Annotated in this window: 17 protein-coding genes, 3 tRNA genes and 1 pseudogene; all 21 read right to left on the bottom strand. The window is 65.3% G+C overall.

Features of this window, described 5'->3' with window-relative positions:
- Positions 1-99: 99 nt before the first annotated feature.
- Positions 100-588: a hypothetical protein gene (locus tag Q0632_RS13930; RefSeq protein WP_298931017.1), complete on the bottom strand. Its 489-nt coding sequence runs from the start codon at positions 586-588 to the stop codon at positions 100-102.
- A gap of 11 nt (positions 589-599) precedes the next feature.
- The gene (locus Q0632_RS13925) at positions 600-1,391 is read right to left on the bottom strand and encodes a DUF2092 domain-containing protein (RefSeq protein WP_298931015.1); all 792 of its coding nucleotides are present in this window, start codon (positions 1,389-1,391) and stop codon (positions 600-602) included.
- Between the two features lie 417 nt (positions 1,392-1,808).
- Positions 1,809-1,884, bottom strand: a tRNA-Gly gene (locus Q0632_RS13920).
- A 44-nt stretch (positions 1,885-1,928) separates the two neighbouring features.
- Positions 1,929-2,004 (bottom strand) — tRNA-Phe (locus tag Q0632_RS13915).
- A gap of 19 nt (positions 2,005-2,023) precedes the next feature.
- On the bottom strand, positions 2,024-2,719 hold the full coding sequence (locus Q0632_RS13910) for a response regulator (protein ID WP_298931013.1): 696 nt from the start codon (positions 2,717-2,719) through the stop codon (positions 2,024-2,026).
- A 39-nt stretch (positions 2,720-2,758) separates the two neighbouring features.
- Positions 2,759-4,969, bottom strand: a complete 2,211-nt coding sequence (locus tag Q0632_RS13905) for an ATP-binding protein (protein WP_298931205.1) — start codon at positions 4,967-4,969, stop codon at positions 2,759-2,761.
- A gap of 65 nt (positions 4,970-5,034) precedes the next feature.
- Positions 5,035-5,697, bottom strand: a complete 663-nt coding sequence (locus Q0632_RS13900; protein WP_298931011.1) for a DUF4390 domain-containing protein — start codon at positions 5,695-5,697, stop codon at positions 5,035-5,037.
- On the bottom strand, positions 5,654-6,973 hold the full coding sequence (rsmB, locus tag Q0632_RS13895; protein ID WP_298931008.1) for a 16S rRNA (cytosine(967)-C(5))-methyltransferase RsmB: 1,320 nt from the start codon (positions 6,971-6,973) through the stop codon (positions 5,654-5,656). Before rsmB ends, Q0632_RS13900 begins: the two co-directional genes overlap by 44 nt.
- Before the next feature lie 12 nt (positions 6,974-6,985).
- Complete coding sequence (locus Q0632_RS13890) at positions 6,986-8,254, bottom strand: NAD(P)/FAD-dependent oxidoreductase (protein ID WP_298931005.1); 1,269 nt, start codon at positions 8,252-8,254, stop codon at positions 6,986-6,988.
- A 10-nt stretch (positions 8,255-8,264) separates the two neighbouring features.
- Positions 8,265-8,576 (bottom strand): c-type cytochrome, encoded by a 312-nt coding sequence (locus Q0632_RS13885; protein ID WP_298931002.1) that lies wholly within the window; start codon positions 8,574-8,576, stop codon positions 8,265-8,267.
- Between the two features lie 75 nt (positions 8,577-8,651).
- Positions 8,652-9,212 carry a LemA family protein gene (locus tag Q0632_RS13880; RefSeq protein WP_298930999.1) on the bottom strand — a complete coding sequence of 187 codons (561 nt, stop codon included), beginning with the start codon at positions 9,210-9,212 and terminating at the stop codon, positions 8,652-8,654.
- Between the two features lie 86 nt (positions 9,213-9,298).
- Positions 9,299-13,525, bottom strand: coding sequence for a DNA-directed RNA polymerase subunit beta' (rpoC, locus tag Q0632_RS13875; protein WP_298930996.1), 4,227 nt, complete (start codon positions 13,523-13,525; stop codon positions 9,299-9,301).
- A 19-nt stretch (positions 13,526-13,544) separates the two neighbouring features.
- Positions 13,545-17,657 carry a DNA-directed RNA polymerase subunit beta gene (rpoB, locus tag Q0632_RS13870; protein ID WP_298930993.1) on the bottom strand — a complete coding sequence of 1,371 codons (4,113 nt, stop codon included), beginning with the start codon at positions 17,655-17,657 and terminating at the stop codon, positions 13,545-13,547.
- A 262-nt stretch (positions 17,658-17,919) separates the two neighbouring features.
- Positions 17,920-18,294 carry a 50S ribosomal protein L7/L12 gene (gene rplL, locus Q0632_RS13865; protein WP_298930990.1) on the bottom strand — a complete coding sequence of 125 codons (375 nt, stop codon included), beginning with the start codon at positions 18,292-18,294 and terminating at the stop codon, positions 17,920-17,922.
- Between the two features lie 37 nt (positions 18,295-18,331).
- Positions 18,332-18,856: a 50S ribosomal protein L10 gene (gene rplJ, locus Q0632_RS13860; protein ID WP_298930987.1), complete on the bottom strand. Its 525-nt coding sequence runs from the start codon at positions 18,854-18,856 to the stop codon at positions 18,332-18,334.
- Positions 18,857-19,118: 262 nt separating this feature from the next.
- Complete coding sequence (gene rplA / locus Q0632_RS13855; RefSeq protein ID WP_298930984.1) at positions 19,119-19,814, bottom strand: 50S ribosomal protein L1; 696 nt, start codon at positions 19,812-19,814, stop codon at positions 19,119-19,121.
- Between the two features lies 1 nt (position 19,815).
- Positions 19,816-20,247, bottom strand: coding sequence for a 50S ribosomal protein L11 (rplK, locus tag Q0632_RS13850; RefSeq protein WP_298930981.1), 432 nt, complete (start codon positions 20,245-20,247; stop codon positions 19,816-19,818).
- A 111-nt stretch (positions 20,248-20,358) separates the two neighbouring features.
- Positions 20,359-20,952: a transcription termination/antitermination protein NusG gene (gene nusG / locus Q0632_RS13845; protein WP_298930978.1), complete on the bottom strand. Its 594-nt coding sequence runs from the start codon at positions 20,950-20,952 to the stop codon at positions 20,359-20,361.
- A complete protein-coding gene (secE, locus tag Q0632_RS13840; RefSeq protein ID WP_298930975.1) occupies positions 20,952-21,335 on the bottom strand; it encodes a preprotein translocase subunit SecE in 384 nt (127 codons plus the stop codon). Before secE ends, nusG begins: the two co-directional genes overlap by 1 nt.
- 90 nt (positions 21,336-21,425) lie before the next feature.
- A tRNA-Trp gene (locus Q0632_RS13835) sits at positions 21,426-21,501 on the bottom strand.
- An 11-nt stretch (positions 21,502-21,512) separates the two neighbouring features.
- A pseudogene (locus Q0632_RS13830) lies at positions 21,513-21,589 on the bottom strand (elongation factor Tu); the annotation flags it as partial.

The following is a 21,589-nucleotide window of genomic DNA, read 5'->3' as shown; positions in this document are numbered from 1 at the left end:
AAAGCATGAGCGCCTCCGGAGCCATGAAGACTGCGGAGGCGCTAAAAGACCAGAGGCATCAGGGTCACTGAGGCATGGGGCCTCTATCTCGCGCAAAGGTCAGTACGGCGGCGCGACCACCACGAACTGCGACCCCTGCGGCGCATACCAGGTGCCACCGCACTGCTGGTACACGATGCCGGAGTAGTTCACAGGAGCACAGCCCGCCGGCGGCGTGCGCACCATCGAGCCGATGAGGGCGGCCGTGCCGGCGATCACGGCGGCGCCGGCCACCGGGTGATAGTCGTTGTCCCAGCCGTTGTTGTGGTTGTTGGCGTTCACGTTGACGTTTCTGTTCACGTTCACGTTGTTGTTGTTCACGTTGTTGACGCTGGTGCTGCGGACGTTGTTGGTGCGCGCGTCGGCCTTGGTGTTGTTCACCTGCGCCTGTCCAGCGCGCGCGTTGCCGCCACCACCACCACCACCACCACCGCCGCCGCCGCCGCCCCGTCTTTCGCCGGCGGCGTTGGCATCAGGGGCCATGACAAGGCATGCGAGCCCGAGGACGGTCACCACGGTCGCAGCAAGACTGCCGAATGATCTCTTCATGATGGTGCTCCTTACTTGGTCTTGCGTGGGACGACTTCGACCTTGGTCGCGCCCTTGGGCGGCGTGAACTTGAATGCAGCAGCGTTCGCGGCCGGCTTCAGGTTCCAATCGATCAGCGAGACCGACTGCGGCCGCGCTTCATCAGCGCGATTGGTGATCACGATCTTGCGCGGCAACGGCTTGCCAGCGGCCGCGCTGATCCAGATCTGCCAGTCGAGCTTGCCCTGTCGGTAGGCGTAGTGATCGCAGAGTTCGCCCTCGATGAAATCCTGCCCGGCGATCATGGCCGACTCCAGCTTGTCGAGCGGAGCGGCCGGGGTGCCGAACAGAAACACGTCCGCCAGCGGCATCTCGACGGCGTATTCCTCCTGCAGCTTGTTGATCAGGTCGCCCAGCGTCGCGGTGACCGCCAGCGTCGAATAGTATTTCTGCACCGGTGTGTAGAGCGTGATGGTCTTGCCGTCGTAGATGATTTCGCGCTCGGTGGTGGCCGTGCGCATCACGGCGCGAATCTTGTCTGGACGATCGACGTCCATCGTGGCCATCGCTGTACGCTGCAGTTTCTGCCCGTCGGCAAGAACGCGCTCGCCGCTCACCCGGGTTTCCACGTGGAAGCGCTTTTGCGACTGCAGGAACGCCCCCATGTCCTTCAGGGCCTGAACGGCCGCGGGATCGACGGCGTTTGCGGCCGGCGCGGCGCTGGCGGCGGCCGCGGGCTTGGCCGCCGGCGGCGTTTGCGCGTGCGTACCCGGCGCTGCCAGCGAGATCGCCAGCAAGCCGAGCACCAGGGTCTTTCGTAGCATGGTCACCTCCTTGGGTTGGAAAACAGGCTTGCCGAGACAACGCGGTCACTCGCACGGCGAATGACAGTGTTCTCCGCAACCAGGGGGTCTATGCTCGCTCGTCGGCGCCGGGCGCACATTGGACCTACGTCCCATACGCGCCAGATTCAGAACCGTCCGGGAGATGATTCCGACGAACTGGGAAATGCCGCTGACCGTGGCCGCAATGGCCGCGGTGAAGCATGCCCGTCAGGTACCTGCCCAGCCCGAGGACAACCAGACCTGACCCACGTACAGGCCTGACTCGCAACACCGTAAAGGAAACTATCTGCGCTCGGAAGAGGCGGAGCCCAGGTCAACGCTTTTGGTCGAAAAGCCGCCCGAATTGTAGAAACGCCCCAGAACCCGAAAAGGGCGCTGGGGCGTCATACAAGAACATGGAGCGGGAAAAGAGTCTCGAACTCTCGACCTCAACCTTGGCAAGGTTGCGCTCTACCAACTGAGCTATTCCCGCGTGATTCAAAGAAAAAGCCCACCGAGTGGGCTTCTTCCAGATTCTGGTGGCCTGGGACGGAATCGAACCATCGACACGCGGATTTTCAATCCGCTGCTCTACCAACTGAGCTACCGGGCCGTGAGCCTGCAATTATATATCAGGCGGCGGCCCGCTTTCCGCGGGACAGGTCCACGCCCAGTTGCTTGAGCTTGCGGTACAGGTGGGTGCGCTCCAGACCGGTCTTCTCGGCCACGCGCGTCATCGAGCCGCCTTCCTTGGCCAGGTGGAATTCGAAGTAGCTCTTCTCGAATTCGTCACGCGCGTCGCGCAACGGTTTGTCCAGCTCGAACAGCTGGCGCGCCTGCGGGCCCAGTTCCACCACCGGCGGCAGGTTCTGGCCGCCGGTCATCGCCGACTCCACTGTCAGGTCGCTCGCCAGCGCCGCGGCGACAGGACCGGCAACGCCGCTCTTGCGCGGGGCAGCAGGCGCGTTGCGCGCCAGCCCGGTCTCCACGGCCTTGAGGAGCTTCTGCAAGGTGATGGGCTTTTCCAGAAAGGAGTGGGCGCCGATCTTGGTGGCCTCTACCGCGGTCTCGATGGTGGCGTGGCCGCTCATCATGATCACCGGCATGCTCAGCAGCCCCGTGGTGGACCACTCCTTGAGCAGGGTGACGCCGTCGGTGTCGGGCATCCAGATGTCCAGCAGCACCAGGTCGGGCCGGATGCGCAGTCGCGCGGCCCGGGCTTGCGCCGCGTTCTCCGCAAGCTCGACGTTGTGTCCCTCGTCGTTGAGGATTTCCGAGAGCAGGTCCCGGATGCCCAGTTCGTCGTCGACGACCAGAATGTTTGCCATAGTGAAAACTGTCCCCCGCGGCTGGATGGGGCCCTGTTGTTAAGCCGCAACTGCGAATGATAGCGACACTTGGGCGCCCTGTTGTACGCCGTCCACAACCCGGTTTTTCAGATCGACCCGGGCGCTGTGTTCGTCGGCGATCTTCTTGACCACGGCAAGGCCCAGGCCCGTCCCCTTGGCCTTGGTGGTGACATAGGGCTCGAAGGCCCGCTTGAGGATGTTCTCGGGGAAGCCCGCGCCCGAGTCCTGCACCACCAGGCGCACCCGCCGGCTGGCTTCGGTCCACTGGGTGCGAATGGTCACCTCGCGCACGGCGGCGCCCTCGGTGGCGTCCTGGGCGTTTTGCAGCAGGTTGTGGATCACCTGGCGCAGCTGCTGGGCGTCGCCCAGCACCTTGGGGCAAGCGGGGTCCAGCTCCATCTGCACCGGCACATGGGCGCTGCCCTGGCTTTCGCTAGCCTCGAGCGTGTACAGCTGCAGCACATCGGCGACCAGTTGGTTCAGATCCACGGGTTTGAGTTCGGCCGCCGGCAGGCGTGCGTAATCGCGAAACTCGTTGACCAGGCGCTTCATCGCGTCGACTTGGTCGACGATGGTCGCCACCGATTTCTTCAGCAGGGCCTGCTCGAGCTCGCCCAGCTTGCCGGTCAGCTTCATCTCCAGCCGCTCGGCCGACAGCTGGATGGGCGTGAGCGGGTTCTTGATCTCGTGGGCCAGCCGCCGCGCCACCTCGCCCCAGGCCTGGGCCCGCTGCGCCGAGACGATCTCGGAGATGTCGTCGAACACCAGCAGCCTGGCCTCGCCTGGCAGCTCGGCACCGCGCGCCACCACGGTGATGGCGTTGCCCTGGGAGACACCGGGCACGCCGCTGGGGCCCGCGTTGAGCTCGAACGATTGCTGCCAGTGGTCCAGTCCGTGCTGGCGCCGCTCGTTCATGTAGTCGTCGAACTGCGCCTGCACGCCGGCGCCGAAGGCCTCGATGCCCTCCACCGCGGCCAGCGGCTGACCCTCGTAGGCCGCCAGCGGAACGCGCAGGATGCGGGTGGCGCCGGGGTTGGTCGACTGGATCAGGCCCTTGGCGTCCATCACCACCACGCCGGCCGTCAGGTTGTCCAGGATGGTCTGCAGGTTGGCGCGCGCCGCGCTGACCTGGCCCATGCTCTTGTCCACCGCGTCGCGGGCATCGGCCAGCTGCTGCGTCATCTGGGCGAAGGAGCGGGTCAGCCCGCCCAATTCGTCCTTGCCCTGCAGGGCCAGCTTGGGCGACAGGTCGCCAGCGGCCACCTCGCGCACGCCGGCGGCCAGCAGCAGCAGCGGCCGCGCCAGCTGGTTGCCCAGCACGATGGCCAGCAAGATGGCGCCAAACACCGCCAGGAACAGGCTCAGCGTCAGCGTGCCGATGTACATGCGGCGCAGACCCTGGCGCCCCAGCGCGCGCTCCTGGTACTCGCGGTTGGCCTCCTGCACGGCCAGGGCGTTGGCCACCAGTGTGGGCGGCAGGCTTTGCGTGGTCTGCAGCACGCGTGACTCGGCCAGCAGGCCGAACGTGGGCGTGGGCAGCACGGCGAGCGCCTTGACGCGGGCGTTGGAGGTGGTCCCCAGGGTGGCCTCGTCCAGGCCTTCGATCACCGCCAGCTGGCGCTGGGCGCGCACGTTGCGCAGCTGCTGCGCGGTTGGCCGCTCCGGATTGAGCAGGAAGCGCGACTGGCCGGCCGCGGCGATGAGCTGGCCCGAGCTGCTCCACAGAATGACATCGTTGGCCGCCAACTGCTCGCGCAGGCGTTCCAGCGCCACCGGCACCGGTGTATCGGAGGATTCGGCCAGCTGCACCGCGGCCGAACGGGTCTTGCTGGCCAGGTCGTTGGCCAGCGCGTCCAGGGTCGAGCGGCCCAGGCTCAGGCCGGCATCGAGCGCGCCCTCAACCTTCACGTCGAACCAGCTCTCGATGGAGCGCGAGACGAACTGGTAGGACACCACGTAGATCAGCAGGCCCGGCGCAAAGCCCACCAGGGCAAAGATGGCGGCCAGCTTGACCAGCAGCCGGCTGCCGAACTTGCCGCTGCGCAGGCGCAGCACCAGCCGCACCGCAACAAAGCCGATGGTCAGCAGCAGCAGGCCGGCCACCACCGTGTTGAGGACGAACAGGCGGCCGTAGTTCTGTTCGTACAGCTCGCGGTTGTTGGTGGCCTGGGTCAGCAGGAACAGCAGCACGATGGCGATGCCCACCATCAGCAAGGCGCCGGCCACCATGGCCCAGCGGAAGGCGCGCGAGGTCTGCAACAGCGAACGCCGCCGGGCGGAGGCGGAGCGTGTGCTCACCGCATGCTTTCGACCGCCAGCCGCTGGTTGCGCGCGGCGGTGATGTTCCAGTCGCTCTGGCCGACCACACCGATCTGGAATGGCCTGGGCAGTTGCGACACGTCGAGCCGGAAGCGGAAGTCCACGTTGTAGCGCGCGTCGGCCTCCAGGTCGGCTGGCTCGCCGATGCGCCAGCGGTAGATGCGCTGCACCGCGGCCATGGCCTCGTCCTGGGTGTCGAAGGTCTGGCCCAGCGCCACACCCGAGTTGCCGATGGGCGCGTGCGAGACCACCAGGCGCCAGCGCCGGGTCAGCGGCTGGTAGGACAGGCGCATGTGGCGCGCCGAGCTGGTGACCTGCCTGTCGTACCAGTACCAGCGGTCGCGAAACAGCACGGCCTCGGCCACGAAAAACATGGGGATGCCCTTGTCCAGGGCGTCTTCGACCACGGCCGGCAGCTCAAAGCGCACATTGGTCGACAGGAAAACGCCCTCTTCGCTGCGCTCCAGCCGCAGCTGGCTGATCTCGGTCAGCGGGGCGTCGGCGCTGCTGATGCCCGCCGCGGCCAGCAGCGCACACGCGAGCGCAAGCCGGACGGTCCGCTCAAGGACCGCCCTGAGCCGGCCCGGCAGCCGCCTACTGTTTGTCCAGCAGTGCGTAATAAAACCCGTCGTGATCACCCTGGAGATTGTCCGGGACGGCATTGCCCTTTGCCCCGGATTGGGGCAGCAAATGGCCGGGCGCGGGCCGCAAAACCGCGTCTTTGTTGTGCGCAACAAACGTTTGCGCCTGCGCCTCGCCCTCGGCCCGAAACACCGAGCAGGTGCAGTACAGCAGGCGCCCGCCGGGCGCGAGCAAGGGCCAGAGCGCGGCCAGCAGGCGGGCCTGGGTGGCGGCCAACTGACCGATGTCGGTTTCACGGCGCAGCCAGCGCACGTCGGGATGGCGGCGCACGATCCCTGAAGCAGTGCATGGCGCGTCCAGCAAGATGGCGTCGAAAAGCTGGCCGTCCCACCAGGCTGCCGGCTGGCCGGCATCGGCCGCGAGCACCCGGGCCTGCAGGCCCAGCCGCTCCAGGGTCTGGACGATGCGCTCGCAGCGCACGGCGTCCACGTCCAGCGCCGTCACATCTGCATCGGCCAGTTCCAGCAGGTGGGCGGTCTTGCCGCCGGGGGCGGCACAGGCGTCCAGGATGCGCAGTCTGCGCCCCGCCGGCACCGGCAGGCCCTGCAGCAACAGGGGCGCAGCCAGTTGGGCAGCCGCATCCTGCACCGACAGCAGACCCTCGGAAAAACCAGGAATGTCCTGCACGGGCCGCGGCCGGGCCAGCACCAGGCCGTGTTCGCCCACCGCAACTGCTTCCATATTGATAGCGTGAAGCGAAGCAAGGACGGGGGCTACAGCCGATTTTCTTGCATTCACCCGGAGTGTCATGGGCGCCTGGCTGTTGTTGGCGCGCAAGATGGCCTGCCAGTGCTGGGGCTGCTCCTTGCGCAGCCTGTCGATCCACCAGCGCGGGTGGTTCCACAGGGCCACCGGGTCGGTGTCCGTGGCTGCCACCAGCGCTTCGCGTTCGCGCAGAAAGCGGCGCAGGCAGGCATTGATGAAGTTCGCCTGGCTGCGCGTGGTGCTCTGGCGCTTGGCCGCCTCGACCGCCTGGTCGACCAGGGTGAAGGCGTCGTAGGGCGCATGGTCCTCGTTCCAGCACAGGGCCAGGGCGCAGCACAGCAGGGCATCCGCATCGGGCGGCGGCGCGCGCCGCGCCAAGTGCTTGCGCAGGGCATCGGCGCGGCCCAGGTTGCGCAGCGCCTGGAACACCAGGGCCTGGGCGCCGGGGCGCAACTCGCCGGCCACAGCGGCGATCGCGGCGGTGGCCGACTCACCACGGCGCACGGCCGCCAAAACGGCAGCGGCAGCCTGAAGCTGCCGCCAAAGGGGAACAACGGGGCCTGTCATCCCCCCATTGTCTCAGCCGAGCGTATCGGCCCAGATGTTCTGCGCCCAGTTCATGGCGTAGCTGCCTTCCAGCTCGGTCGGTCCGGGGCTCAGGCCGCCGGAACCGGCCACGGCCTTGAAGGTGTTGTCCACGTACTCGTGCACGCTGGCCACATGGACCACGTTCTTGTCGTCGACAAAGCTGTAGCAGGTGTTGGTCAGCAGCGGCCGGGGATTGGCCTGCCAGCCCGACAACTGGGCCACGATGGCAGCGGCCGCCACCTTGGCGTGGCTGTTGGCCATGTGGCCGCTCTTGGGCATGGCCGGCGCGATCTGGATGGCATCGCCGATCACGTGCACGTCCTTGGCCGCTGTCGATTCGAAGGTCTGGTAGTTCACGCCCACCCAGCGGTTGCTCTGCTGGTTGGCCAGGCCGGCCTGCACCGCCGCCAGGCCGGCGCGCTGCGGCGGCACGACGTTGAGCACGCCAGCCTTGACGTCGTCCTGCACCTCGAACTTGAGCGTGCTGCTGCGCGCGTCGACACCGACCAGCTTGTGCTGACCGCGGTATTCGACGATGCCCTTGTACTGCTCGGCCCAGACCTTCTTGAACAGCGCGCCCTTGGAGGTGACGTCCGGGTTGGCGTCCAGGATCAGCACCTTGCTGCGCGGCTTGGCGTTCTTGAAGTACCAGGCCACCTGACAGGCCCGCTCGTAGGGGCCGGGCGGGCAGCGGTAGGGCGCCTCCGGGATGGTGATGGCGTAGACGCCGCCGTCGGGCAGGGCCTCGAGCTGGCGGCGCAGCGCCACCGTCTCGGCACCGGCCTTCCAGGCATGCAGCACCTGGCCCGAGGCATGGGCCGCGGCCAGGCCCTCGATGCTGGCCAGCTGGATGTCCACGCCAGGCGACAGCACCAGCTTGTCGTAGGTGATGCTGGCGCCGCGCCCCAGCGTGACCGTCTTCTTCGCGGTGTCGATGGCGGTGGCCATGTCGCGCACCACGGTCACGCCATGGTTGCTGGCCAGGCCGCTGTACGGCGTGGTGATGTCAGCCAGCTGCTTGCTGCCGCCCAGCACCAGGTTGGAGATGGGGCAGGAGATGAAGCTCTCACCCGGCTCGATCAGCACCACGCCGATCTTGTGGTCCGACAGCAGGCGCACGTACTTGGCGGCGGTGGCGCCGCCGTAGCCGCCGCCGATGACCACGACCCTGGCGTGGGCCGGGATCGTGGTGGTGGCGCAGGCGCCCAGGCCCAGCAGGCTGAGGGCGGCAGAGGACTGGAGAAAGGAACGTCTTTGCATGGTCATCCCCTTATGGCTTTTGCGCGGCAAAGTAGCCTGCGATCTGCTCGATCTGCGCGTCGCTGTAGCCCTTGCTCAGCTGGTGCATGATGGTCGCGGGGCGGCTGCCGGCCTTGAACGCCTTGAGCTGGGCGATCATGTAGTCGCGTGGCATGCCCGCCAGGGTGGGCACGCCCGAGCCGCTGACGGCGCGACCGTCCGTGCCATGGCAGTTGGCACAGGTGGCGGCCAAGCTCTTGAGATATAGCGCGTCCTGGGTCTGCGCCGCGGCAGGCAGGGCTGCGACGGCGGCCAGCGCCAGCGCCAGGGGATGAAGTCTCATCGCGGGTCTCCTCTTGTGGTGACCGCACTATAGGGGCGCCCCCCCGCGCCCGGCAACCGCTTTATCGCAATGAGCTTATGCGCTCAATGGCAGCGCCAGGCCAGGCTTGAAACCGAACAGCGAGGCCAGCAACAGGGCAGGAAACTGGGCGATCGCCGCGTTGTAGCGCTGCACGGCCAGGTTGAAGTTCTCTGCGGCGGCGCCTGCCTGGGCCACCAGATGGGCGCGTGTGACGCTGACGCTCTCGGGCAGGCGCGAGCCGGCCAGGTCGTGCGCGTCATCGCGCACGGCGCGCTCCCAGGCCATGGTCAGCACGTCCTGCGCGGCGCCCAGGGCGGCGATGCCCTCGGGCTCCAGCGGACGCTGGCGGGCCACGGCCAGCGAGGCCGCGAACTGTGCGGTCGCCCCTTCCAGGCTGCTCCAGAAACTGCTGCTGCCGTCGAACATCGAGGCCGGCTGGATCTCCTCGGCCGGCAGGCAGGACTGCACCAGCGCCACCTGGCGCGTCAGCTCGGCGTCCATCGCGGCAAATGCCGTATTGGCCTCCGAGCGCAGGCGCACCAGGCGGTTGTAAGCGCCCACGGCCCAGAACAGCGCCACGGCCGCGGCGATCCAGAACACCAGCGAAGAGGACATGCGACTCTCGTTGAGAAATGAAAAAGCGCCCCAGCCCCCGATGAAAGGGCTTGGGGCGCTATGAGTTTAATAGCTGACGGGCAGCTTTACTCGGTCGCCGTGCCTTCGCTCGCCTCGGGCGCCGCAGCAGCCTCGGTGGCGCTGGCCAGTTCCTCGGCTTCGGACTCGGCGATGGCGCGGCGCTCGGCCTCGTCCATCAGGTCCTTGGCCTTGCGTGCCTCGTGGTACGCCATGCCGGTGCCCGCGGGGATCAGGCGGCCGACGATGACGTTTTCCTTCAGGCCGCGCAGCTCGTCGCGCTTGCCCATGATGGCCGCTTCGGTCAGCACGCGGGTGGTTTCCTGGAAGGAAGCCGCGGAGATGAACGAGTCGGTCGACAGCGAGGCCTTGGTGATACCGAGCAGCAGGTTGGTCCAGGTCGGCGCAATCTTGCCCTCGCCGTGCAGCCTGTCGGTGGTGTCCAGGATTTCCGAACGCTCGACCTGCTCGCCGGCGATGTAGCCCGAATCGCCCACGTTCTCGACCACGACACGGCGCAGCATCTGGCGAACGATCACCTCGATGTGCTTGTCGTTGATCTTCACGCCCTGCAGGCGGTAGACGTCCTGCACTTCATCAACGATGTAGCGGGCCAGCTCTTCCATGCCCAGCAGGCGCAGGATGTCCTGCGGATCGGCCGGGCCGTCGACCACGGACTCGCCCTTGTTCACGACCTGGCCTTCGTGCACCAGGATGTTCTTTTCCTTGGGCACGAGTTCTTCGTAGACGCCGCCTTCGGGATCGGTGATCTGCATCCGGATCTTGCCCTTGGTCTCCTTGCCGAACGACACCGTGCCGGTCATCTCGGCCAGCATGCCCTTGTCCTTGGGCGAGCGGGCTTCGAACAGCTCGGCCACGCGCGGCAGGCCGCCCGTGATGTCGCGCGTCTTCTGGCCTTCGACCGGGATGCGGGCCAGCACTTCGCCGGGACCCACGTCCTGGCCATCGCGCACCTGGACCAGCGAGCCGACCTGGAAGCCGATGGTCACCGAGTGGTCGGTGCCGGGGATCTTGACCTCGTGGCCTTGCGCGTCGATCAGCTTGACCTGCGGGCGCACGACCTTGGTGGCGCCGCGGCGCTTCGGGTCGATCACGACCAGGGTCGACAGGCCGGTGACCTCGTCGACCTGCTTGGCGACCGTCAGGCCTTCCTCGACGTTCTCGAACTGGGTCTTGCCGGCGAACTCGGTGATCACCGGGCGCGTCAGCGGGTCCCAATTGGCCAGCACGGTGCCAGCCTTGACCTGCTGGTCGGCCTTGACCGCCAGGATCGCGCCGTACGGCACCTTGTGGCGCTCGCGCTCACGGCCGTGCTCGTCATGGATGACGATCTCGCCGGACCGGGCGATCACCACCAGTTCCTTCTTGCTGTTGGTCACGTAGCGCATCGTGGCGTTGAAGCCGATCACGCCGTTGGACTTGGCTTCCACGCTGGAGGCGACGGCAGCGCGCGAAGCGGCACCACCGATGTGGAAGGTGCGCATCGTCAGCTGCGTGCCGGGTTCGCCGATGGACTGGGCGGCGATCACGCCGACAGCTTCACCGACGTTGACCAGGCCGCCGCGGCCCAGGTCGCGGCCGTAGCACTTGGCGCACAGGCCGAAACGGGTGGAGCAGGTCAGCGCGGTGCGGACCTTGACTTCGTCCACGCCGGTCGCCTCGAGCACCTCGATCACGTCCTCGTCCAGCATCGCGCCGGCGGGGACCAGCACTGCGCGGTTTTCCGGGTGCAGCACGTCTTCGGCTGCGGTGCGGCCCAGGATGCGGTCGCGCAGCGACTCGATCACTTCGCCGCCTTCGACGATGGCGCGCATCAGCGAGCCGTCCGAAGTGCCGCAATCGACCTCAATCACCACCAGGTCCTGCGTCACGTCGACCAGGCGGCGCGTCAGGTAACCCGAGTTCGCGGTCTTGAGCGCCGTGTCCGCCAGGCCCTTGCGGGCGCCGTGGGTGGAGATGAAGTACTGCAACACGTTCAGGCCTTCACGGAAGTTGGCCGTGATGGGCGTCTCGATGATGGAGCCGTCCGGCTTGGCCATCAGGCCGCGCATGCCCGCCAGCTGGCGGATCTGGGCGGCCGAGCCGCGGGCGCCGGAGTCGGCCATCATGTAGATGGAGTTGAACGACTCCTGGTCCACTTCCTTGCCGTGGCGGTCGATGGTCTTTTCCTTGGCCAGCTGGGCCATCATGACCTTGGAGACTTCGTCGCCGGCCTTGCCCCAGATGTCCACCACCTTGTTGTAGCGCTCGCCGGCCGTGACCAGGCCCGAGACGTACTGCTGCTCGATCTCCTTCACTTCCTTCTCGGAGCGGGCGATGATCTCGGTCTTTTGCGGCGGCACCAGCATGTCGTCGATGCAGATCGAGATGCCGGCCTTGGTGGCCAGGCGGAAGCCGTTTTGCAGCAGCTTGTCGGCGAAGACCACGGTCTCCTTCAGGCCGCACTTGCGGAAGCTGACGTTGATCAGCTTGGAGATTTCCTTCTTCTTGAGCGCCTTGTTGATGTTGGCAAACGGCAGGCCCTTGGGCAGGATCTCTGACAGCAGAGCGCGGCCGGCCGTGGTTTCCACCAGGCTGGTAGCGGGCACGAACTCGCCGGTTTCCTTGTCCTTGGTCCACTCGGTCAGGCGCACCGTCACCTTGGCGGTGAGTTCGACTTCATTGGCGTCGAGCGCGCGCTGCACTTCACCGATGTCGGCGAAGATCAGGCCTTCGCCCTTGCCGTTGATGCGCTCACGCGTCGTGTAGTACAGGCCCAGCACCACGTCTTGCGAAGGAACGATGGAGGGCTCGCCGTTGGCGGGGAACAGCACGTTGTTGGAGGCCAGCATCAGGGTGCGGGCTTCCATCTGGGCTTCCACCGACAGCGGCACGTGGACGGCCATCTGGTCGCCGTCGAAGTCGGCGTTGAAAGCCGCGCAAACCAGCGGATGCAGCTGGATGGCCTTGCCTTCGATCAGGATCGGTTCGAAGGCCTGGATGCCCAGGCGGTGCAGCGTGGGAGCGCGGTTGAGCATGATCGGGTGCTCTTTGATGACTTCCTCAAGGATGTCCCAGACCACCGGCGTGCCCGATTCAACTTCCTTCTTCGCCGCCTTGATGGTGGTGGCGATGCCCAGGGCTTCCAGGCGCGAGAAGATGAAGGGCTTGAACAGCTCCAGGGCCATCAGCTTGGGCAGGCCGCACTGGTGCAGCTTGAGCGTCGGGCCCACCACGATGACCGAACGGCCCGAGTAGTCGACGCGCTTGCCCAGCAGATTCTGGCGGAAGCGGCCGCTCTTGCCCTTGATCATGTCGGCCAGCGACTTCAGGGCGCGCTTGTTGGCGCCCGTCATGGCCTTGCCGCGGCGGCCGTTGTCCAGCAGCGAGTCCACAGCTTCCTGCAGCATGCGCTTTTCGTTGCGCGCGATGATTTCCGGAGCCTTGAGCTCCAGCAGGCGGCGCAAACGGCTGTTGCGGTTGATGACGCGGCGGTACAGGTCGTTGAGGTCGGAGGTCGCGAAGCGGCCGCCGTCCAGCGGCACCAGCGGACGCAGGTCCGGCGGCAGCACGGGCAGCACGTCCATCACCATCCACTGGGGCTTGATGCCGGACTTCTTGAAAGCCTCGAGGACCTTCAGGCGCTTGGCGTTCTTCTTGACCTTGACTTCGGAGCCGGTCAGGTCGCCACGCAGGCGCTCGATCTCCATGTCGATGTCGATGGCTTCGAGCAGGTCCTTGATGCCTTCCGCGCCCATCTTGGCGATGAACTCATCGCCGAATTCCTTGCGCTTGGCGTCGTAGTCGTCCTCGGACATGATGCCGAACTTCTTCAGCGGGGTCATGCCGGGGTCGGTCACCACGTAGGCTTCAAAGTACAGCACGCGCTCGATGTCGCGCAGCGTCATGTCCAGCACCATGCCCAGGCGCGAGGGCAGGGACTTGAGGAACCAGATGTGGGCGCAGGGCGCGGCCAGGTCGATGTGGCCCATGCGCTCGCGGCGCACCTTGGTCTGCGTGACTTCAACGCCGCACTTCTCGCAGATCACGCCGCGGTGCTTCAGGCGCTTGTACTTGCCGCACAGGCATTCGTAGTCCTTGATGGGCCCGAAAATCTTGGCGCAGAACAGGCCGTCGCGCTCGGGCTTGAAGGTGCGGTAGTTGATGGTCTCGGGCTTCTTGACCTCGCCGAAAGACCAGGAACGGATCTTCTCGGGCGAGGCCATCCCGATGCGGATGGCATCGAAATGCTCGTCCGGGGTGAATTGCTTGAACAGGTCGAGTAGTGATTTCATGTGACTCTATCCCTTCAACTTAAGAACGTTCCAGTTCCATGTCGATGCCCAAGGAACGGATTTCCTTGACCAGGACATTGAACGATTCCGGCATGCCGGCTTCGATGGCGTGCTCGCCCTTGACGATGGACTCGTACACCTTGGTGCGGCCCTGGACGTCGTCGGACTTGACGGTGAGCATTTCCTGCAGCGTGTAGGCGGCGCCGTAGGCTTCCAGCGCCCAGACTTCCATTTCGCCGAAGCGCTGGCCGCCGAACTGCGCCTTGCCGCCCAGCGGCTGCTGGGTGACCAGGGAGTACGGGCCGGTCGAGCGGGCGTGCATCTTGTCGTCCACCAGGTGGTGCAGCTTGAGCACGTGCATGTAGCCGATGGTGACCGGGCGCTCGAACTGGTCGCCGGTGCGGCCGTCGTACAGCATGGCCTGGGTGCGGGCGGCCGTCAGGCCCTTGGCCTTCATGACCTCTTCCGGATAAGCCAGCTTGAGCATGCCGCGGATCTCTTCTTCCGAAGCACCGTCGAATACCGGCGTGGCAAACGGGATGCCCTTGGCCAGGTTGCCGGCCATTTCCTGCACCTCGTCGTCGGTCAGCTTGGACAGGTCTTCCTTGCGGCCCGAACCGTTGTACAGCTGGTCCATGAACTTGCGCAGCTCGGCCGCCTTGGCCTCCTGCTGCAGCAGGTCACCGATGCGCTGGCCGATGCCCTTGCCGGCCCAACCCAGGTGCACTTCCAGCACCTGGCCCACGTTCATGCGCGAAGGCACGCCCAGCGGGTTGAGCACGATGTCGCACGGCGTGCCGTCGGCCATGTGGGGCATGTCCTCGACCGGAACGATCTTGGAGACCACACCCTTGTTGCCGTGGCGGCCGGCCATCTTGTCGCCAGGCTGCAGGCGGCGCTTGACGGCCAGGTAGACCTTGACCATCTTGAGCACGCCGGCAGGCAACTCGTCGCCCTGCGTCAGCTTCTTGCGCTTCTCTTCGAAAGCCAGGTCGAAGCTGTGGCGCTGCTGCTCGATCGAGTTCTTGATCGACTCGAGTTGCGAAGCCACTTCGTCGTCCGCCGGGCGGATGTCGAACCAGTGGAACTTCTCGACCGAGGCCAGGTAGGCCTTGTCGATCTTCGTGCCCTTGGCCAGCTTGGACGGGCCGCCGTTGGCGACCTTGCCGTTCAGGAGCTTCTCGATCCGGTCGAAAGCGTCGGCCTCAACGATGCGCAGCTGGTCGTTGAGGTCCAGGCGGAAGCGCTTGAGTTCGTCGTCGATGATCTGCTGGGCGCGCTTGTCGCGCGTGATGCCTTCACGGGTGAAGACCTGCACGTCGATGACCGTGCCCTGCGAGCCCTGGCTGACGCGCAGCGAGGTGTCCTTCACGTCGGAAGCCTTCTCGCCGAAGATCGCACGCAGCAGCTTTTCTTCCGGCGTCAGCGTGGTTTCGCCCTTGGGCGTGACCTTGCCCACCAGCGTGTCGCCGGGCTGGACTTCCGCGCCGACGTAGATGATGCCGGACTCGTCCAGGCGGTTGAGCTGCTGCTCGGCCAGGTTCGGGATGTCGCGGGTGATTTCCTCGGCGCCCAGCTTGGTGTCGCGCGCCATGACCACCAGTTCCTCGATGTGGATCGAGGTGTAGCGGTCTTCGGCGACGATGCGCTCGCTGATCAGGATCGAGTCCTCGAAGTTGTAGCCGTTCCAGGGCATGAACGCCACCAGCATGTTCTGGCCGAGCGCGAGCTCGCCCAGGTCGGTCGAAGCGCCGTCGGCAATGACGTCGCCCTTGCCGATCTTGTCGCCGCGCTTGACGATGGGCCGCTGGTGGATGTTGGTGTTCTGGTTGGAACGCTGGTACTTGATCAGGTTGTAGATGTCGACACCGACTTCGCCGGCAGTGGCTTCGGCATCGTTCACGCGCACCACGATGCGGGTGGCGTCGACGTAGTCGACCACGCCGCCGCGGCTGGCCGTCACGACGGTGCCGGAGTCGACCGCGGAGACGCGCTCGATGCCGGTGCCGACGAAGGCCTTCTCGGGACGCAGCACAGGCACGGCCTGGCGCTGCATGTTGGCACCCATCAGCGCGCGGTTGGCGTCGTCGTGCTCCAGGAAGGGCACGAGCGAGGCAGCCACCGACACGATCTGCGCCGGCGACACGTCCATGTACTGGATGCGGTCGGCGCCGCACAGGATGGACTCGCCGCGCTCACGGGCCGAGACCAGCTCGCCCGTCAGCTTGCCGTCCTTGTCCAGCGTGGCGTTGGCCTGGGCGATGACGTACTTGCCTTCCTCGATGGCCGACAGGTAATCGATCTGCATCGTCACCTTGCCATCGGCCACCCGGCGGTACGGCGTCTCGATGAATCCGTATTCGTTCAGGCGGGCGTACAGGGCCAGCGAGTTGATCAGGCCGATGTTCGGGCCTTCCGGCGTTTCGATCGGGCACACGCGGCCGTAGTGGGTGACGTGCACGTCGCGCACTTCGAAGCCGGCGCGCTCGCGGGTCAAACCGCCCGGGCCCAGGGCCGAGACGCGGCGCTTGTGCGTGATCTCGGACAGCGGGTTGGTCTGGTCCATGAACTGCGACAGCTGGGACGCACCGAAGAACTCCTTCAAGGCCGCGGAAATCGGCTTGGAGTTGATCAGATCGTGCGGCATCAGCGGCTCTTGCTCGGCCTGGCCGAGGCGCTCCTTGACGGCCTTCTCGATGCGGGCCAGGCCGGTGCGGTACTGGTTTTCGGCCAGTTCGCCGACGCAACGCACGCGGCGGTTGCCCAGGTGATCGATGTCGTCGACTTCGCCGCGGCCATTGCGCAGGTCCACCAGGATCTTGACCACGGCAAGGATGTCCTCGTTGGTCAGCACCATCGGGCCGGTGCTCTCGTCGCGGCCGACCTTGGCGTTGAACTTCATGCGGCCCACGCGCGACAGGTCGTAGGTGTCCGGGTTGTAGAACAGGCGCTGGAACAGGGCCTGCACCGCGTCTTCCGTCGGCGGCTCGCCGGGGCGCATCATGCGGTAGATGGCCACGCGGGCAGCGAACTCGTCGACGGTCTCGTCGATGCGCAGGGTCTGCGACATGTACGCGCCCTGGTCCAGTTCGTTGGTGTAGATGACCTGCAGGTCCTGCACGCCGGCGGTGCGCAGCTTCTTGAGCAGCGCCTCGGTCAGCTCGTCATTGGCCTTGGCGAGGATCTCGCCGGTGTCGCCGTCGACGATGTTGCGGGCGACCACGCGGCCGATCAGGAAGTCTTCGGGCACGCTGATGTGCGTGGTGCCGGAGGTTTCCAGGTCACGCGTGTGGCGCACGGTGACGCGCTTGTCCTTGGCGACGATGACCTTGCCGGACTTGTCGGTGATGTCGAAGCGGGCGACTTCGCCGCGCAGGCGCTCGGAGACGAACTCCATCTGCGCGCCGCTGTCCATCAGGCGGAAGTTGTCGTTGACGAAGAAGTTCGCCAGGATCGATTCGGGCGTCAGGCCGATGGCCTTGAGCAAGATCGTGACCGGCATCTTGCGGCGGCGGTCGACGCGGAAGTACAGCACATCCTTGGGGTCGAACTCGAAGTCCAGCCAGGAACCGCGGTAGGGGATGATGCGTGCCGAGAACAGCAGCTTGCCCGAGCTATGGGTCTTGCCCTTGTCGTGCTCGAAGAACACGCCGGGAGAGCGGTGCAGCTGCGAGACGATCACGCGCTCGGTGCCGTTGATGATGAAAGAGCCCTTGTCGGTCATCAGGGGCACTTCGCCCATGTAGACCTCCTGCTCCTTGACTTCCTTGACGACCTTGGACTGCGGGGTCGAGGACTCGCGGTCATAGATGATCAGCTGCACCTTGGCGCGCACGGCCGAGGCGAAGGTCAGACCACGGGTCTGGCACTCGCGCACGTCGAAGGCGGGCTTGGCCAGGTTGTATTCGAGGAACTTCATCTCCACAAACCCGTTGTGAGAGACGATGGGGAAGGCGGCGTCGAACGCAGCCTGCAGGCCTTCTACGGTCCGGCTTTTCGGGCCGACGTCGGCTTGCAAAAAGGCGGTGTACGCGTCTTTTTGCATCTGCAGCAGGTAGGGGATTTCCAGCACGCTGTCGCGGCTGCCGAAGCTTTTGCGGATGCGCTTGCGTTCGGTATACGAGTAGGCCATCAGATCTTCTCCACGGGCTTGAGAGTCTCAGCAACTGTCGCGCCCCGTCACGGGGCTTTCTTGGTGGGTTGGCCACTACCAACCATGGCGGACGGCGATGCATTGCACATCGCCCGAACCAAGGCATCTTCTGCAGTCGGGGTCAGAAGACACTCGCAAAGGCTGATTGGAGCAGTCTTTGCGGGTGCGCTCTGGACGCATCCTTATAAGCACCAAAGGCTGGAGGCCCTTTCGGACACTCCAGCCTCGGACCAGGGGCGAATTACTTGAGTTCGACCTTGGCGCCGGCTTCTTCCAGCTTCTTCTTGGCGGCGTCGGCGTCGGCCTTATTCAGACCTTCCTTGACAGCCTTGGGAGCGCCGTCGACCAGGTCCTTGGCTTCCTTCAGACCCAGGCCGGTGATTTCGCGCACGGCCTTGATGACGGAGACCTTCTGGGCGCCGGCTTCCAGCAGCTGGACCGTGAACTCGGTCTGCTCTTCGGCGACAGCGGCGGCAGCACCGCCGGCGGCTGCGGGAGCGGCCATGGCGGCCGCGCTCACGCCAAACTTCTCTTCGATGGCTTTCACCAGCTCGTTGAGTTCCATGACCGTCATGCTGTCCAGCGAGGTCAGAAATGCGTCTTTATCGAATGCCATTTTGATTTCCTAACTATGTTGGTTAACTGCCGCGCGCTCAGGCTGCGACTGCTTCGGGGGCTGCCTCTTCGGCGCCACCACCTTTTTTTGCTGCCAGTGCGCCGAGCACCACAGCGGTGCGCGAGATCGGCGACATCAGCAGGCCGCAAAGCTGGGCCAACAGCACTTCCCTGGAGGGAATGCTGGCCAGCTGCTTGACGCCGTTGACGTCCAGGGTCTTGCCACCGTAAACACCGCCGCGAATCACCAGCTTGTCGTTGGTTTTCGCGAAATCGGCCACCACCTTGGCGGCGGCCACAGCGTCGACGGAGAAGCCATAGATCAGCGGGCCGGTCATCTGGTCGCCTGCCACTTCAAACGCGCTACCTGCGACAGCACGGCGGGCCAGAGTGTTCTTCAGAACACTCAGGTTCACGCCCTTGCTGCGCGCATCGTTGCGCAGTTTGGTCATGTCAGCGACCGTGATGCCGCGGTATTCCGCCATCACCAGCGTTTGAGCTTTAGCGGCGAGGCCAGTCACTTCTTCAATGACTGCTTCTTTCTCACTGCGATTCAGACTCAAGGTCTACTCCTTCAAATGTGCCTTCGGGTCGAAACCCTCCGGCACGCCTAGTTGCAGCGACCAACTGTTCGGAAATCTCTCAATTCCATCTCAGCGGGATCGCCATCTGCGTTGGCACGGAACCGGAGGCGACCTCCTGATTCCTTCAATTAAGCACAGTTGCCTGCGCGCCAACGGTCTTGGATGGCCTGCCGGTTTTCCTTGCGGGGCCCCGGCAGCCCACCACACCGGCCGCCCTTGCGGGCCGCCGGCTATTCAACGATCACGCCGAGATGGTTTGCGTGTCCACGCGGACACCCAGACCCATGGTCGACGAGACCGCAATTTTCCTCAGGTACACACCCTTGCTCGACGCCGGCTTGGCCTTGTTCAGCGCTTCGATCAGCGCCGCCAGATTGCCTTGCAGCTTGTCGGTGTCGAACGAGCGACGGCCGATCGTGCCGTGGATGATGCCGGCCTTGTCGACGCGGAACTGCACCTGGCCTGCCTTGGCGTTCTTCACCGCCTGGGCCACGTCGGGCGTCACGGTGCCGACCTTGGGGTTGGGCATCAGGCCGCGCGGGCCCAGGATTTGACCCAGGGTACCGACGATGCGCATGGCGTCCGGCGCGGCGATGACCACGTCGAAGGGCATGTCACCGGCCTTGACCATGGCGGCCAGGTCGTCCATGCCGACGATGTCGGCGCCGGCGGCCTTGGCTTCTTCAGCCTTGGCGCCCTGGGCGAACACGGCGACGCGCTTGGTCTTGCCGGTGCCGTTGGGCAGCACGACGGCGCCGCGCACGACCTGGTCGGACTTCTTGGCGTCAATGCCCAGTTGCACGGCCACGTCGATGGATTCATCGAACTTGGCGGTGGCGGCTTCCTTGACGAGGGCCAGGGCGTCGGCCAGCGGGTACAGCTTGTTGCTGTCGACCTTGCCTTGCAGGCCCTTTTGCTTCTTGGTGAGCTTGGTCATGTTAGATGCCTTCCACCGTGATGCCCATGGAGCGGGCGGAACCGGCCAGGGTGCGGATGGCGGCATCCACGCTGGCGGCATTCATGTCCTTGAACTTGGTCTTGGCGATCTCTTCGAGCTGCGCCCGCGTGATCTTCCCGACCTTGACGTTGTGGGGGGTTGCAGAACCCTTGTCCAGCTTGACAGCCTTCTTGATCAGGACCGTCGCAGGCGGGGTCTTGATGATGAAGGTGAAGCTCTTGTCCGCGAAAGCGGTGATCACCACGGGCAGCGGCAGACCGGGCTCGACGCCCTGGGTCTGGGCGTTGAACGCCTTGCAGAACTCCATGATGTTCAGGCCGCGCTGGCCCAGCGCCGGGCCGATCGGCGGCGACGGATTGGCCTTGCCGGCCGGAACTTGCAGCTTGACAAAACCGACGATTTTTTTCGCCATGTCTTACTCCTTGCGGGTGCAAACGCTTTGGCTCAAAGGCCTCGGCTCCCCGGGGTTAACGACTCGACCTCTTCGTCCGTGCGCGGAGTCGGTGCGCGCACGGCAACCTCGTCAGGTCTTTTCGACCTGGCTGAATTCCAGTTCCACGGGCGTGGCGCGACCGAAGATCGTCACCGACACGCGGACCTTGTTTTTCTCGTAGTTGACTTCTTCGACCGTGCCGTTGAAGTCGGTGAACGGGCCGTCCTTGACGCGCACGTACTCGCCCACCTCGAACTCGACCTTGTGGCGGGGCTTCTCGGTGCCCTCTTCCATCTGGCCCAGGATCTTGCCGACTTCGTCTTCCGAGATCGGCGAGGGGCGGTTCTTGGCGCCACCGACGAAACCAGTGACCTTGTTGGTGTGCTTGACCAGGTGCCAGGTGTCATCGTTCATGATCATCTGCACCAGCACGTAGCCGGGGTAGAAGCGGCGCTCGGAAGTGCGTTTCTGGCCGTTCTTGATCTCGACGACCTCTTCCGTGGGCACCAGGATCTCGCCGAACATGTCCTGCATGCCGGCGCGGTTGATGCGCTCGCGGATATTGCGCTCGACCGCCTTTTCCATGCCCGAATAGGCATGGACCACGTACCAGCGCAGGTCCGGATTGACCGGCTTGGCGGGTGCGGCGGGCTGGTCGGAACCGACGGTCTCGATGTCGCTCATTATTTTTTCCACCCCAAAATCAGGTCGTAAAACACCCACTCGAGGGTCTTGTCGGTGAACCACAGGAACAGCGCCATGATGATCACAAAGCCGAACACATAGGCCGTCATCTGGGTGGCCTCCTTGCGGGTCGGCCAGACGACTTTCTTGACTTCGCGCCAGGCGTCGCGGCCAAAGGCCGTGAACTGCTTGCCGGTCTCGGACGCGAGGAACACCACCACGGCCGCGCCCAGGCCCACCAGCAGCGCGCCCCATTGGGCGATCTGGCCCTGCTTGCCCAGCAGGTAAAAGCCCACGATCGCGGCAATCACCAGCGCAACGGCAGCGGCCAGCTTGGCCTTGTCGGCGCCGGTACTGACGGTTTCAACTTGAGAAGTGGCCATTTGCGGCTTGTTCCTGCTTCGATTCGTTGCGTCTCTTGAAGAGACTAAGCCCGTCACGGCGTGACGGGCTCTTTTGCGGCGCCACTCAGGTGGCAGGGGCAGTAGGAATCGAACCTACAACCTTCGGTTTTGGAGACCGACGCTCTGCCAATTGAGCTATACCCCTCCGGCTAATCCTTACTCCAGGATCTTTGCAACCACACCCGAGCCGACGGTCTTGCCGCCTTCGCGGATGGCAAAGCGCAGACCTTCTT

It is taken from the genome of uncultured Ramlibacter sp. (assembly GCF_936925435.1).
Taxonomy (GTDB): Bacteria; Pseudomonadota; Gammaproteobacteria; order Burkholderiales; family Burkholderiaceae_C; genus Ramlibacter.
This window is presented reverse-complemented; position numbering and strand designations above follow the sequence as displayed.

Coding starts and splice junctions, on each gene's coding strand:
- Q0632_RS13930 (WP_298931017.1), bottom strand. CDS start 588: ATGAAGAGATCATTCGGCAGTCTTGCTGCGACCGTGGTGACCGTCCTC.
- Q0632_RS13925 (WP_298931015.1), bottom strand. CDS start 1,391: ATGCTACGAAAGACCCTGGTGCTCGGCTTGCTGGCGATCTCGCTGGCA.
- Q0632_RS13910 (WP_298931013.1), bottom strand. CDS start 2,719: ATGGCAAACATTCTGGTCGTCGACGACGAACTGGGCATCCGGGACCTG.
- Q0632_RS13905 (WP_298931205.1), bottom strand. CDS start 4,969: ATGGTGGCCGGCGCCTTGCTGATGGTGGGCATCGCCATCGTGCTGCTG.
- rsmB (WP_298931008.1), bottom strand. CDS start 6,973: ATGACAGGCCCCGTTGTTCCCCTTTGGCGGCAGCTTCAGGCTGCCGCT.
- Q0632_RS13890 (WP_298931005.1), bottom strand. CDS start 8,254: ATGCAAAGACGTTCCTTTCTCCAGTCCTCTGCCGCCCTCAGCCTGCTG.
- Q0632_RS13885 (WP_298931002.1), bottom strand. CDS start 8,576: ATGAGACTTCATCCCCTGGCGCTGGCGCTGGCCGCCGTCGCAGCCCTG.
- Q0632_RS13880 (WP_298930999.1), bottom strand. CDS start 9,212: ATGTCCTCTTCGCTGGTGTTCTGGATCGCCGCGGCCGTGGCGCTGTTC.
- rpoC (WP_298930996.1), bottom strand. CDS start 13,525: ATGAAATCACTACTCGACCTGTTCAAGCAATTCACCCCGGACGAGCAT.
- rpoB (WP_298930993.1), bottom strand. CDS start 17,657: ATGGCCTACTCGTATACCGAACGCAAGCGCATCCGCAAAAGCTTCGGC.
- rplL (WP_298930990.1), bottom strand. CDS start 18,294: ATGGCATTCGATAAAGACGCATTTCTGACCTCGCTGGACAGCATGACG.
- rplA (WP_298930984.1), bottom strand. CDS start 19,814: ATGACCAAGCTCACCAAGAAGCAAAAGGGCCTGCAAGGCAAGGTCGAC.
- rplK (WP_298930981.1), bottom strand. CDS start 20,247: ATGGCGAAAAAAATCGTCGGTTTTGTCAAGCTGCAAGTTCCGGCCGGC.
- nusG (WP_298930978.1), bottom strand. CDS start 20,952: ATGAGCGACATCGAGACCGTCGGTTCCGACCAGCCCGCCGCACCCGCC.
- secE (WP_298930975.1), bottom strand. CDS start 21,335: ATGGCCACTTCTCAAGTTGAAACCGTCAGTACCGGCGCCGACAAGGCC.